Annotated in this window: 11 protein-coding genes; 7 read left to right on the top strand and 4 right to left on the bottom strand. The window is 70.5% G+C overall.

Annotated elements, in window-relative coordinates:
• Nucleotides 1-43 precede the first annotated feature (43 nt).
• Nucleotides 44-1,249, top strand: coding sequence for an Ig-like domain-containing protein (locus HCN51_RS14890; RefSeq protein ID WP_168010224.1), 1,206 nt, complete (start codon nt 44-46; stop codon nt 1,247-1,249).
• 364 nt (nt 1,250-1,613) lie between these two features.
• On the opposite strand, the gene trpD is transcribed toward HCN51_RS14890, so the two are convergent.
• Nucleotides 1,614-2,663 (bottom strand): anthranilate phosphoribosyltransferase, encoded by a 1,050-nt coding sequence (gene trpD / locus HCN51_RS14885; protein ID WP_168010223.1) that lies wholly within the window; start codon nt 2,661-2,663, stop codon nt 1,614-1,616.
• A 6-nt stretch (nt 2,664-2,669) separates the two neighbouring features.
• On the bottom strand, nt 2,670-3,095 hold the full coding sequence (locus tag HCN51_RS14880) for a hypothetical protein (RefSeq protein WP_080041193.1): 426 nt from the start codon (nt 3,093-3,095) through the stop codon (nt 2,670-2,672).
• A gap of 179 nt (nt 3,096-3,274) precedes the next feature.
• On the opposite strand from HCN51_RS14880, the gene ctaE reads away from it, so the two are divergent.
• Genes ctaE through qcrB form a run of 4 tightly spaced genes read left to right on the top strand, consistent with a single transcriptional unit; the run spans nt 3,275 to nt 7,516 of the window.
• Nucleotides 3,275-3,928, top strand: a complete 654-nt coding sequence (ctaE, locus tag HCN51_RS14875; protein WP_080041192.1) for an aa3-type cytochrome oxidase subunit III — start codon at nt 3,275-3,277, stop codon at nt 3,926-3,928.
• A 14-nt stretch (nt 3,929-3,942) separates the two neighbouring features.
• Complete coding sequence (gene qcrC / locus HCN51_RS14870) at nt 3,943-4,752, top strand: cytochrome bc1 complex diheme cytochrome c subunit (RefSeq protein WP_168010222.1); 810 nt, start codon at nt 3,943-3,945, stop codon at nt 4,750-4,752.
• Entirely contained in the window at nt 4,749-5,861 is a 1,113-nt protein-coding gene (gene qcrA, locus HCN51_RS14865) for a cytochrome bc1 complex Rieske iron-sulfur subunit (RefSeq protein ID WP_080041190.1), read from the top strand. Before qcrC ends, qcrA begins: the two co-directional genes overlap by 4 nt.
• Nucleotides 5,858-7,516, top strand: a complete 1,659-nt coding sequence (gene qcrB / locus HCN51_RS14860; protein WP_168010221.1) for a cytochrome bc1 complex cytochrome b subunit — start codon at nt 5,858-5,860, stop codon at nt 7,514-7,516. The genes qcrA and qcrB overlap by 4 nt, the downstream gene beginning before the upstream one ends.
• 82 nt (nt 7,517-7,598) lie before the next feature.
• On the opposite strand, the gene HCN51_RS14855 is transcribed toward qcrB, so the two are convergent.
• Both HCN51_RS14855 and HCN51_RS14850 read right to left on the bottom strand, forming a co-directional pair.
• Nucleotides 7,599-7,886, bottom strand: a complete 288-nt coding sequence (locus HCN51_RS14855; protein WP_080041188.1) for an Lrp/AsnC family transcriptional regulator — start codon at nt 7,884-7,886, stop codon at nt 7,599-7,601.
• Nucleotides 7,887-7,903: 17 nt separating this feature from the next.
• Nucleotides 7,904-9,628, bottom strand: coding sequence for a DEDD exonuclease domain-containing protein (locus HCN51_RS14850; protein WP_080041187.1), 1,725 nt, complete (start codon nt 9,626-9,628; stop codon nt 7,904-7,906).
• A gap of 75 nt (nt 9,629-9,703) precedes the next feature.
• Here HCN51_RS14850 and HCN51_RS14845 point away from each other — a divergent pair, with 75 nt between their 5' ends.
• Nucleotides 9,704-11,206, top strand: coding sequence for a serine/threonine-protein kinase (locus HCN51_RS14845; RefSeq protein WP_168010220.1), 1,503 nt, complete (start codon nt 9,704-9,706; stop codon nt 11,204-11,206).
• Nucleotides 11,196-12,668 (top strand): serine/threonine-protein kinase, encoded by a 1,473-nt coding sequence (locus tag HCN51_RS14840; RefSeq protein WP_168010219.1) that lies wholly within the window; start codon nt 11,196-11,198, stop codon nt 12,666-12,668. Before HCN51_RS14845 ends, HCN51_RS14840 begins: the two co-directional genes overlap by 11 nt.
• Nucleotides 12,669-12,846: the final 178 nt, after the last annotated feature.

The raw sequence follows: 12,846 nt of genomic DNA, 5'->3' as shown, positions 1-12,846 counted from the left end.
TAAAGGAGGCAGAAGTGGCTCGATCGTGGACGAGGGAGTACTCGTGGGGCGCGGAGCGTATGGAACGGCCGGCCTGCTGGCCCTGGCGCTGCTGACGGCGTGCTCGGCGGCCCCCGCCGACGACCCCGAAGGGGTCGCCATGGCAGGCGGGGCGCGGGGCGCCCCCGTAGGGGTGTCTCCGGCGGACAAGAGCACGAACGTGCCCACGGACCAGCCCGTGGTCGTGTCCGTCCACGGGGGCACGCTGAAGAGCGTACGCGTGGAAGGGGGCAAGGGCGGGCCGCTCAAGGGCGTCCTGAGCTCCGACGGCACCCGCTGGCGCAGCCTCGGCACCGCCCGGCCCGGCACCTCCTACACGGTCACCGCCGTCTCCGTGGACGCCTCGGGGCGGTCGAGCGAGACCCGCAGCGCGTTCTCCACCGTCAAGGGCGACAAGACGTTCGACATCGAGACCATCACCCCCAACAAGGACGACACCGGCCTCACCGTCGGCATCGGCATGCCCATCATGATCGCCTTCGACAAGCCCGTCACCGACCGGATCGCCATCGAACGCAACCTCACCGTCCACAGCTCCAAACCCGTCGAAGGGGCCTGGCACTGGTTCGACAGCCAGCACGTCGACTTCCGCCCCGAGAAGTACTGGCCCGCCCACACCAAGGTCCGCGTGGAGGCCAAGCTCGCCGGAGTGCGCGGCGCGCCCGGCATGTACGGCAAACGCGACGTCCGTCTCGACTTCAAGATCGGCCGATCGCAGATCACCCGAGGCAGCACCGACGAGCACGTGCTCGTCGTCCGCCGCAACGGCAAGAAGATCCGCACCATGCCCATGAGCGCCGGGCAGGGCGGCCAGTGGAAGTACTACACCACCTCCGGCATCCACCTCGCCATGTCCCGCGAACCCGTCACCGTCATGACCTCACCCGGCATCGGGCCCGGCTCGCCCGGCTACTACCAGCTCACCGTGTACAACACCGTGCGGATCTCCAACAGCGGCGAGTACGTGCACAGCGCGCCGTGGTCGGTGGGGTCGCAGGGGAACTCGAACGTCAGTCACGGGTGCGTGAACATCAGCCCGGACAACGCTGCCTGGTTCATCAAGAACACCCTGATCGGGGATCCGATCATCATCACGGGGTCGCCGCGGAAGCTGGAGCCCACGAACGGGTGGGGGCACTGGCAGCAGAACTGGCGGCAGTGGCTCAAGTGGAGCTCCCTCAAGGCGGGCCCCACCCTCGCCCTCCGCTGAGCCGCCCCGGACGGCCCTGTCGCCACATGGGGCCGCCCGCTGCGGCGCGCTGACGCCGGGTCCCGTGGGTGGCGCTGCTGCGTCAGCCACACCCACGCACGGGTGCCGCCGCTTCGCCGAGCGCCGCTTCACCGAGCGCCGCTTCGCTGCGCCCGTGAGCCGCCGCCTCCGATGCCTGACGCTGCGGAGGCGGGCCGACGCCGCCGTCTCGCCACCACCTGCGCCGGGCGCGGCGCTGAGGCCCTTCTGCGGCGCGCACGGCGACAGGGGGAACTGGGGGGCGCGGGAGCCGTCGGGTGGTGCGCCGCTGTGAGCGAGGGGCCGGGCTCCGGTGAGAAGGCGCGGAGCCCGGACAGAGGGGCCGTCAGGAAGCCGGGCGGAAGGAACTGCTGGCTTCGATCCAGCGGTCGAGGGTGGCCGCGGCCGCGCCCGAGTCGACCGCCTGGACCGCGCGGGCGTACCCGTCGATCATGGCCGAGTCGAGGTCGTCGCCGGGCCCGTCGAGGGCGACCAGGGCGGCCGCCGCGTTGAGCAGCACGGCGTCGCGTACCGGGCCGGTCTTGCCGCGCAGGAGGTCGTGCACCGCCTGGGCGTTGAAGGCGACGTCGCCGCCACGCAGCGCGCCGACGTCGGCGCGCGGGATGCCGAGCACCGCCGGGTCGAACGTGGTCTGGGTCGCGGTGCCGTCTCTGACGACCCAGACGGTGGAGGTGGCGGCGATGGTGAGCTCGTCGAGGCCGTCGTCGCCGCGGAAGACGAGGGCGGAGACGCCGCGCTCGGCGAAGACGCCGGCGAGGACGGGCAGCATGTTGGGGTCGTAGACGCCGATGGCCTGCGCGGACGGGCGGGCGGGGTTGGTGAGCGGCCCCAGGAAGTTGAAGATCGTGGGCACCCCGATCTCCTTGCGCGTGGGGCCGGCGAAGCGCAGCGCGGGGTGGTAGACGGGGGCGAAGCAGAAGGCGATGCCCGCGTCGCGCGCCACCTGGGCGGTCTGCTCGGGGGTGAGGTCGAGCCGGATGCCCAGGTGCTCCAGCACGTCGGCGGCGCCGCACGAGGACGAGGCGGCGCGGTTGCCGTGCTTGACGACCCTGGCCCCCGCCGCGGCGGCCACGATGGCGGCCATGGTGGAGACGTTCACGGTGTGCGCCCGGTCGCCGCCGGTGCCGACGATGTCGACGACCGGCCCTTCGACGCTCAGCGGCGTGGCGAGGTCGAGCATGGTGCGGGCGAGCCCGACGACCTCGGCCACGGTCTCGCCCTTGGCGCGCAGCGCGATCACGAAGCCGGCGATCTGGGACGGCGTCGCGGCGCCGGACATGATCTCCCGCATCGCCCAGGCCGACTCGTCGGAAGTGAGGTGCTCTCCGGACAGGAGAGCGGAAAGCAGGGAGGGCCAGGTCGTCCGGGAGTCCATGGGCACCTACTTAGCGTTGAGACGGGTGGAGTTGCGGCGGCGCATCAGGTCGGCCACGGTGTCGGCCAGGACCATGGGCTCCAGGGGCTGCGGCACGACGGCGTCGGCCTTTGACCACTCGGCCAGCCAGCGGTCGTCGCGCCTGGCGATGATGAGGCAGATGGGCGGGCAGTCGTAGACCTCGTCCTTGGCCTGGCGGGAGACGCCCATGCCGCCGGCGGGCTGCGTCTCGCCGTCGAGGATCGCCACGTCGATCTCGCCGGAGCCCAGCCACTGGTGGACCTTGGGCTCGGTGGCGCACTCCACGATCTCCACGAGCGGTACGTCGGCCGCGGGGCGCCTGCCGATGGCCTGGATCACCTCGGCCCGGGTTGCGGCGTCGTCGCTGTAGACGAGGACCTTCATCTTCTCGTCGGTGCTCCCAGTGGACATCGGTCGCGCTCACTATCAGTCGAAGCGGTATGGTCACCTGGGATCGTACCGGTGTGCCGCGATACATACCCAGGCCACCATGCCTGGTGGGTGTTATGTGGCAATTATCCCAGGTTGGGTCCCGGTTTGTACCTGCTAACGGGGGGTCGTGCGCCGGACCGACCACCGGAGCCGCAATAATGCTGCCCGTGGCGACAGCATCCGCAATAACTTCGACGACGACAGCACAGTCGTACCGCAGACCCAACCTGGTCAGTGTGGGCACGATCGTCTGGCTGTCCTCCGAGCTCATGTTCTTCGCGGCGCTGTTCGCGATGTACTTCACCATCCGGTCGGTGAGCGAGGGCAAGGGCCTCGAATGGGGCCCGTCACTGCACCAGGCGGGCATGGAGCTCGCCGAGGGCGCTCACCTGAACATCCCGTTCGCGACGGTCAACACGATCATCCTGGTCCTGTCGAGTGTGACGTGCCAGCTTGGCGTGTGGGCCGCAGAGAAGGGGCAGGTCGGAAAGCTCCGCTTCTGGTACATCGTCAGCTTCCTCATGGGCGCGATCTTCGTCGCCGGGCAGCTTTACGAGTACATGGAGCTGGCGTCAGAGGGCGCGACCTTGTCCGCTAACGCCTACACCTCGGTGTTCTACCTGACGACGGGCTTCCACGGCCTGCACGTGACCGGTGGCCTGATCGCGTTCCTGTTCATGCTGGGACGCACGTACGCCGCGAAGCGCTTCACGCATGAGCAGGCCACCAGCGCGATCGTCGTGTCCTACTACTGGCACTTCGTAGACGTCGTCTGGATCGGTCTTTTCGCGACCATCTACATCATTCGTTAAGGAACGGGATCTCTGTGACTAGGATCACCGCTTGGCGGCGGCATCCCCTCGCGAGATACGCCGTCCTGATTTTGGCGTTGGCGCTGGTCGGGATGGTATACGCCGCCTTTGTCCAGGCGGGTAAGCCTGCCGACGCGGCACTGGCGGCAGGCAAGGTCGACGACGTGGCCGAGGGCAGGAGCCTGTTCGAGAAGCACTGCATGAGCTGCCACGGCACCAACGCGCAGGGCACCATGACGGCGCCCACGCTCATCGGCGTCGGGGCCGCGGCCGTCGACTTCCAGATGAGCACCGGCCGCATGCCGGCCGCCGCGCCCGGCCCGCAGGCGCCCCGCAAGCCCCCGGCCCCGTGGGTCAACGAGACGACGACCCGGCAGATCGCGGCCTACGTGCAGTCGCTCGGCGGCGGCCCGCAGGTCCCCGGGGCCGAGCAGGTCGACCCGAAGCTCGGTGACGCCGGCAAGGGCGGCGAGCTCTTCCGCGCCAACTGCATCCAGTGCCACAACTGGGTCGGTGCCGGTGGCGCCCTGACGCAGGGCAAGTACGCGCCCAACCTCAACGAGGCGACGCCGACGCAGATCTACGAGGCGATGGTCACGGGTCCGCAGGCCATGCCGGTCTTCAACGACACGACGATCACGCCCGAAGAGAAGCGCAGCATGATCGCCTACATCACCCAGGTTCGCGAGCAGAGGGACCCGGGAGGTTTCGCCCTCGGGCGTATTGGCCCGGTCACCGAAGGTCTCGTAGCGTTTGTAGTGGGCATCGCCGCCCTCGCACTCGCCGCCATCTGGATCACCGCGAAGAAGCGACAGAAGTCATGACAGACAACGAGCACGAGATCGAGCAGCCGGATGAGCGCGTGCCCAAGCGCGTCATCGGCACCCCCGCGCCGGGCACCTCGATGCTCGGCACCGCGGAAACGACAGAGGCCGACCAGGATGTCCCCGGCGTGACGCTGCAGGACCCGGTCAAGGCCCGCAAGGCCGAGAAGATCGTGGCGCTCTGCTTCACGATCACGTTCCTCGCGGCCATCGCCTTCATCATCTCCTACGTGTACTTCCAGGTCGGCAGCCCGGAGGCCACAGGCACCTCGAACCTGGCGCTGGGCAGCTCGCTCACCATCGCGATCCTGGGCCTGGCCGTCGGCATCGTGATCTGGGTCCGCCAGATCATGCCGAAGTACTCCCTGATCCAGGAGCGCCACACGATGGCCTCCGACGAGGCCGACCGTGACGTCGTCGCCGAGACCTTCGTGCGGGGGGCCAACGAGAGCGGCTTCGTCAAGCACAAGCTGCTGCGCCGCACGCTGCTGCTGGCGGCGGCGCCGCTCGGCCTGGTCCCGCTCGTGCTGCTGCGCGACCTGGACAACAGCCGGATGCCGGGCGCGCGCTTCAACAAGGAGCTGCGCCACACGGTGTGGGGCACCAAGACCAAGGAGGGCAAGCCGCTCAGGCTCGTCGTCGAGGGCACCGGCCAGCCCATCAGGGCCGCCGACTTCAACTCGCCCGGCGGCATCCTGTCGGTCGTCCCCGAGGGCTACCAGCACGACCTCAACGCCCTGGCCAAGGCCACGCTGATCCTGATCAAGTTCCGTCCGGAAGAGATCAAGAGCGGCACGAGGCTCAACTGGACCCACGACGGCATCGTGGCGTACTCCAAGATCTGCACGCACGTGGGCTGCCCGGCCGCCCTCTACGAGCAGAACACGCACCACATCCTGTGCCCGTGCCACCAGTCCACGTTCGACGCCGCCGACGGCGCCAAGGTCATCTTCGGCCCGGCCGCGCGGCCGCTGCCGCAGCTGCCGATCACCGTCGACGCCGAGGGCTACCTCATCGCCCAGGGCGACTTCGAGGTGCCGGTCGGGCCCAGCTACTGGGAGCGCGGTGACGCGGAGGCCGCCGCCAGGGAGAAGGGAGGCCAGGCATGAGCGAGCTGAAGGCCACGCCGAAGGCCATCGCCGGCCCGTCGAACTTCCTCGACGAGCGCCTCGGTGGCGCCAACTTCCTCAAGCGCAACCTGCGCAAGATCTTCCCCGACCACTGGTCGTTCCTGCTGGGTGAGATCGCGCTCTACTCCTTCGTCATCCTGCTGCTGACCGGGACGTTCCTGACGCTCTGGTTCAAGCCCAGCATGATGGAGGTCGCCTATGACGGCTCGTACGCGCCGCTCAAGGGCGTCATGATGTCGGAGGCCTACGCGTCGTCGCTGGAGATCAGCTTCGACGTCCGTGGTGGTCTGCTCATGCGGCAGATGCACCACTGGGCGGCCCTGCTCTTCGTGGCCGGCATGACGGTCCACATGCTGCGGGTGTTCTTCACGGGCGCCTACCGCAAGCCGCGCGAGATCAACTGGATCATCGGCGTGCTGCTGCTGACCCTGGCGCTGGCCGAGGGCCTGACCGGCTACTCCCTCCCCGACGACCTGCTCTCCGGTGCCGGTCTGCGGATCACCGAGGGCGTGGCGATCTCGCTGCCGCTCGTGGGCACGTACATCACGTTCTTCCTGTTCGGCGGGGAGTATCCGGGTGAGGATGTCATCTCCCGGTTCTACTCGCTGCACATCCTGCTCATCCCGGGCATCCTCCTGGCGCTGGTCACGGCGCACATGGTGCTCATGTGGGTGCAGAAGCACACGCAGATGCCGGGCAAGGGCCGCACCAACCAGAACGTGGTCGGCGCGCCGTTCTACCCGGCCTTCATGGCCAAGGCGGGCGCGTACTTCCTGTTCACGCTCGGCGTGATCAGCGGTCTGGCGACCTTCACCCAGATCAACCCGATCTGGCTGTTCGGTCCCTACACACCGGCCGATATCTCCGCGGGCTCGCAACCCGACTGGTACATGGGCTTCCTCGAAGGCTCGCTGCGCCTCATGCCGCCGTGGGAGATCAACCTCTTCGGCACCGCGAACGCGGGCACGCTGCCGCTGAGCGTCATCATCCCGGCGCTGGTGCCCATGGGCATCATCATGACCGGCCTGGCGCTGTATCCCTTCCTGGAACGCTGGGTGACCGGCGACAACCGCGAGCACCACATCGCCGACCGGCCGCGCAACAACCCGCACCGCACCTCGATCGGCATCGCCGCGATGACGTTCTACGGTGTGCTGTGGCTGCTGGGCGCCAACGACGAGATCGCCGCGAACTTCCACGTGAGCCTGAACCACACGACCTACGCGGGCCGCGTGCTGGTCTTCGTCGGGCCGGCGCTGGCCTACCTGATCACCTACCGGATCTGCCTCGGCCTGCAGCGCTCCGACCAGGCGATCGTCTCGCACGGTGTGGAGTCCGGCGTGATCAAGCGGCTGCCGCACGGTGAGTTCATCGAGGTCCACACGCCGCCGTCGGAGGACATCGAGGCCCACATGCGGGGCAAGGAGCCGGTGCCCATGCTGCCGGTCGACGAGGACGCCTCGGGCATCCCGCCGAAGGGCATGCGCGGGCCGCTCGGCAAGCTGCGCGGGCGCATGTCCAGGGCGTACGGCGGGGAGAAGATCCCGCTGGACGACGGGCACGGGCACGAGCACGAGGACGAGCACGCCGCCATCGGCAGCGGCGGGAGCGACGACCGCAGCATCACGCACTGACCCTGACGCCACAAACCGAACGGGCCCGGACGCTCTCGTCCGGGCCCGTTCGGCGTTGTCGGTGGGACGTGCCGGCGCGGGGTCAGTCGGCCTCGGGGAAGCCGATCGAGAAGGCCGCGTCGAGGTCGTGCTTGGAGTAGGCGCGGAAGGCGATGTGCGTCTCGGTGTGCAGGACGCCGGCGACCTTGTTGATGCGGCCCGGCACCACCTCGGCGATCTCTTCGTACGCCGCGACCCGCACCATGGCCAGCAGGTCGTACTCGCCGGTGATGGAGTAGACCTCGCTGACGCCCTGGATCTCGGCGATCGTCTGGGCGACCTCCGGGATCCGGTCTACCTCTGCATTGATGTGGACGATAGCCGTGACCATGTATCAACTCTATCGTTTCACCTCAAAGGTCGCCCCTCCCGAGGGCGACGTTGGTCGAGATGCCGGTAAGCGAGGTCAATGCGAGCCTTGTGCCGGGCCGCACCCTGGGCGGGCAGGCTCCACTCGCCGTCGACCTCCACCAGCCGCACCCCGGGCGACTCCAGCCAGCGCAGGATGCACTCCGTCTCCTCCGCGCTGGCCGCGTGCACCGGCCCCGGCCCGGGGATGACCACCTCCGCCGTGGCCTTGAGCGAGGCGACGAACGGGGTCGGGTGCGTGCCCTTCGGCATGACCCCGGCGGCGGCCAGCCGGCCGTAGCGGACCACGTGGATGTCCCAGCCGCCGCCGAAGGCCGGGCTGGCGGCGACGAGCTGCGGGATGCGGGTGATGGCGCTGAGCCGCTGCATGCGGGCCGCGGTGCGGACGAACGCGGCCAGCCGGTCGCGGTCGACCGACGCCTCCTCGTAGCGCTGCTCGACCGACAGCCGCTCCATGCGGGCCGCGACCGCGCTGAAGACGGGGGAGGCGTCGAGGGTCATGGCGCGGCGGGCGCTCTCGACGTGCACGGCGTACTCCTCGGGGCTCTCCCTCCCCTCGCAGGGCGCGCCGCAGCGGCCCATCTCGTGCAGCACGCAGGCGGCCCGGCGGGTGCGCAGCGAGATCGGCTGGGTGCACTGGCGCAGCGGAACGGCCTCGTGCAGCGCGATGCGGGCGTCGTCGGCCAGCCGCGTGCTGCTGAAGGGGCCCAGGTAGGTGGCGCCGTCGTCCTTGAGATCGCGCACGATCGACAGCCGCGGGAAGACGTCGGTGGTCAGCTTGAGCCACACCATCTTCTCCGGGAAGCGGGAGCGGCGGTTGTAGCGCGGCTTGGCGCCGCCGATCAGCCGCAGCTCGCGCACCTCCGCCTCCAGCGCGGTCGAGCAGACGATGTGCCGCACCCGCTCGGCGATGCCGATCATCTCGCGGATGCGGGGGCGGGTCTCGCCGGCGGTGAAGTAGGAGCGGACGCGGTTGCGCAGGTTGGTGCTCTTGCCGATGTAGAGGACCTCGCCCCGCTCGTCCTCGAACAGGTAGACGCCCGGCGCGTGCGGCACCGACTCGGCGAGGTGCCGCTTGCGCTGCTGCTCCGGCGTCGGCGCCCGGACGAACGACTTCAGCTCCTCCAGCGTGTGCACCTGAAAGGACCCGGCCCGCTCGATCAGCCCGTGCAGCACGTCGACCGTCGCCCTGGCGTCCTGGAGCGCGCGGTGGCACGGCTCGACGGGGCTGCGGAAGAACCTGGCGAGCGTGGCCAGCTTCGCGTTGGGCGTCTCGTCGCGGGTCAGCACGCGCCTGGCCAGGTCGACCGTGTCGACCACCGGATTGCCCGGCGGCGGATAGCCGAGCGCCGCGCAGGCCGCCTTGATGAAGCGGGTGTCGAACCCCGCGTTGTGCGCCACCAGCGTGGCCCCCCTGATGAACTCCAGGAAGCTCGGCAGCACCGTCTCGATCTTGGGGGCGGCCACCACCATGGCGTCGGTGATGCCGGTCAGCACGGAGATGAACGGCGGTATCGGCCCCCCGGGATCGACCAGCGTCGAGAACTCGCCGAGCACCTCGCCCGCCCGCACCTTGACCGCCCCGATCTCGGTGATGGCGTCTTCGGCGGGCGCGCCGCCGGTCGTCTCGAGGTCGAACACGACGAACGTGACTTCGCTCAGCGGCGTGCCGAGCTCGTCGAGAGTGCCTTGAACCGCATCCACGAACCAAGACCATAGAGACGAAGACCGACAGGAACGAGTAAGCACCCCTCTTGATCCTTAGTTACCCTTCCCTTTATGTCCGCGGGAAGACTTGCCGGCCGATACTCCCTGCTGCGTCCGCTGGGCGCGGGCGGCATGGGGAAAGTGTGGCTGGCCAGGGACGAGATGCTTGATCGCGATGTCGCGGTCAAGGAGCTCACGCTGCCCGAGGGCATGTCCGACAAGGAGCGCCACGACCTGGTGACCAGGGCCGTGCGCGAGGCGCAGGCCATGGCGCGGCTGCGCCACCCCGGCATCGTGGCGCTGCACGACGTGGTCGTCGAGCAGGAGCGCCCCTGGCTGGTCATGGAGCTGCTGCGCGGCCGCACGCTGGCCGACACCGTGCGCGAGTTCGGCCCCATGCCGCCCGGCTACGCCGCCAGGGTCGGCGCCGACGTGCTCGAGGCGCTGATGGCCGCGCACGCCCAGGGCATGCAGCACCGCGACGTCAAGCCGGGCAACGTGTTCCTGACCGAGAGCGGGCGGGTGGTGCTCACCGACTTCGGTATCGCCCGCCAGGAGGGCCAGGCCACGCTCACCGAGCAGGGGCTGATGATCGGCTCGCCCGGGTTCATCGCGCCGGAGCGGCTGGAGGGCGAGCCCGGCGGCCCAGCCAGCGACCTGTGGTCGCTCGGCGCCACGCTGCACGTCGCGCTCAGGGGCGTGCCCGCCTACGAGGGCTCGGCGGCCCAGCGCATCCGCGCCACGCTCACGCAGCCGGTGCCCGACCTGCAGGGGCCGCTCGGGCCGGTGGTGACCGCCATGATGGCCTACCGGCCGGCCGCCCGGCCCGACCCGCGCGTGGTCCTGCAAGCCTTGCGCCAGGTCGCGGCGGGCGGCCCCGCGCCGCAGCTTCCGGTCAACGCCGAGGTGACGGCGCCGCGCGCGGCCGGGCGGCGGCGCCGGGCCACGCTCTGGATCGCCGCCGGGGCCGCGGTGCTCGCGGCGGCGGGCGCGACCACGTTCGTGCTGCTCGACCGCGGCGACGCCGGCGCGGCCGGCGCGTTCACCGTGCCGATGGACGTCTGCACGCTCATCGACCAGCAGGAGGTGGGCCGGCTGCTGCGCACGCAGAGCCCGCCCAAGGGGCGCCCCGACTCCGACGAGATCGGCCCCAAGTGCGGCTGGCCGCTGCCCGGCACCGGCGTGGGCCTGCAAGTGCAGAAGGACTCCGACACCGTCGACCCGTGGTCCATGACCGAGTCCTCGGCCCGCACGCTCTTCCAGAACCAGCAGCGCTACTGGGCCAAGTACGACAGCATCGACTGGACTTGGCCCGAGATCGGCGTGAAGAAGTCGATGCGGGCCGCGCGCACGCCGGTGCGGCAGCTCTCCGGCGTCGGCGAGGAGGCGTTCGGCTTCGAGCTGAAGGGCCCCACGGGCCGCGTCGTCTCCGCCCACGTCTACTACCGGCTGGCCAACCTCGTCGTGAGCGTCGAGTACACCACGCTCGGCGAGAAGCCGACCGACGAGGACATCAGGCAGGCGGCCCTGAAAGCCGCGCAGGCGAGCGTGCGGGCGTTGCGCGATGCCCAGTGACCTCTACCTGCTGGCGGGCCGCTACCGGCTGATCGAGCGCCTCGGCCAGGGCGGCGCGGGCACGGTGTGGCGGGCGATCGACGAGATGCTCGACCGGCAGGTCGCGGTCAAGCAGGTGCGCGTGCCCGAAGGGCTCGGCCCGCGCGAGCGCGCCGAGTTCGCCGACCGGGCCATGCACGAGGCCAGGTCCGCCGGGCGGCTGCGCGACCCCGCCATCGTGCTCGTGCACGACGTGGTGCTCGAAGGCGACCAGCCGTGGATCATCATGGACCTCACCACCGGCCGCTCGCTCGACAAGGTGATCAAGGAACGGGGGCCGCTGCCGCCCGAGTTCGTCGCCGCCGTCGGGCTGCGCGTGCTGTCGGCGCTGGAGGTCGCCCACGCGCACGGCCTGCTGCACCAGGACGTCAAGCCCGCCAACATTCTGCTGGAGTCCGACGGCACGGCGATGCTCACCGACTTCGGCATCGCCGCGCCCATGGGCGGCAGGGGCGACGTGTTCGGCAGCGCCGGCTCGCCCGGCTACATGGCTCCCGAACGCCTCAACGAGCAGCCGTCCGGCCCGTCCGCCGACCTGTGGTCGCTCGGCGCGAGCCTCTACACGGCGGTGGAGGGCCGCGCGCCGTTCGAGCGGGCGCTGCCCGCCGCCGTCGCCGCGGCGGTGCTGCTGCACGAGCCGCCGTTCCCCGCCAGGGCCGGGCGCGAGCTGGGCGGCCTGCTCATGGCCATGCTCGCCAAAGACCCGGCCGCCCGCCCCACGGCTTTGCAGATCCGCCAGGTGCTGACCCGGCTCGCCGGTGCCGGCCCCGCCTCCGCCCCCGCGCGATCCCGCAGGTGGTGGCTGCTGCCCGCCGCGCTCGCCGCCGTCCTGGCGCTGGGCGCGGGCGGCTGGTACGCCGCCGCCGCGCTCGGCGGCCACGACACCGGCAGGTACGCCACCGCCCCCGACCCGTGCACCCTGCTCACCGACGCCCAGGCCGCCCAGCTCGTCAAAGGCACCCCCAAACGCAGCCTCACCCGGCCCGGCGAGTGCCAGTGGCTCATCCGCGAGGGCACCCTGCCCGCCCGTAGCCTCGTCGTCCGCGTCTGGGCCGAGCGGCCCACCGGCGACCTCGACGGCCCCCAGGTGGCGCGGCGCCGCTTCGCCAGCGAGAAGAGCACCCGCGCCGCCGCCGAGGGCATGGGGCAGCGGCAGGCGTACGGCTCCGTCAGGGACGTCACCGGCGTGGGGGAGACGGCGATCGCCCAGAACGGCTTCAGGTTCTACATCAACTCCACCGAGAGCGGCACCGCCGACAGCATCCTGCTCTTCCGCACCAGCAACCTGCTGGGAGAGGTGGTGTGGCACCGCGAGGACGTGTCGGCCGTCGTCTCACCCGGCGACGAGGCGGCCGACGCCATGGCGGACCCGCAGACCGCTCTCGCGGCGGCGCGGCTGGTAGCGGCGGCGCTGGCGAAATGAGACATGCCGGTCAGAGATGCTGTAGGCGCCTTGCGGAGGGCGTGACTAGCATGTCTCCCCGCAAGTCAGGGCAACCTCAGGAGTCCGCGTGAACCCCGGTAGCGAGTTCGAGCCGCCCACCAACCCTTACCAGGTGCCGGGCCGGCCCCCTCAGCCGCCGCCACCTGCCGGGTCGCCA

The sequence above is a fragment of the Nonomuraea composti genome, from assembly GCF_012034275.1.
Taxonomy (GTDB): domain Bacteria; phylum Actinomycetota; class Actinomycetes; order Streptosporangiales; family Streptosporangiaceae; genus Nonomuraea; species Nonomuraea composti.
Note: the sequence above shows the minus strand (reverse complement) of the source record. Positions and strands in the feature narration are given on the sequence as shown.

Bases quoted from the DNA above. Each gene is read 5' to 3' on its own strand.
- qcrB (WP_168010221.1), top strand. From the start codon at position 5,858: ATGAGCGAGCTGAAGGCCACGCCGAAGGCCATCGCCGGCCCGTCGAAC.
- ctaE (WP_080041192.1), top strand. From the start codon at position 3,275: ATGCTGCCCGTGGCGACAGCATCCGCAATAACTTCGACGACGACAGCA.
- trpD (WP_168010223.1), bottom strand. From the start codon at position 2,663: ATGGACTCCCGGACGACCTGGCCCTCCCTGCTTTCCGCTCTCCTGTCC.
- HCN51_RS14845 (WP_168010220.1), top strand. From the start codon at position 9,704: ATGTCCGCGGGAAGACTTGCCGGCCGATACTCCCTGCTGCGTCCGCTG.
- HCN51_RS14880 (WP_080041193.1), bottom strand. From the start codon at position 3,095: ATGTCCACTGGGAGCACCGACGAGAAGATGAAGGTCCTCGTCTACAGC.
- qcrA (WP_080041190.1), top strand. From the start codon at position 4,749: ATGACAGACAACGAGCACGAGATCGAGCAGCCGGATGAGCGCGTGCCC.
- HCN51_RS14840 (WP_168010219.1), top strand. From the start codon at position 11,196: ATGCCCAGTGACCTCTACCTGCTGGCGGGCCGCTACCGGCTGATCGAG.
- HCN51_RS14855 (WP_080041188.1), bottom strand. From the start codon at position 7,886: ATGGTCACGGCTATCGTCCACATCAATGCAGAGGTAGACCGGATCCCG.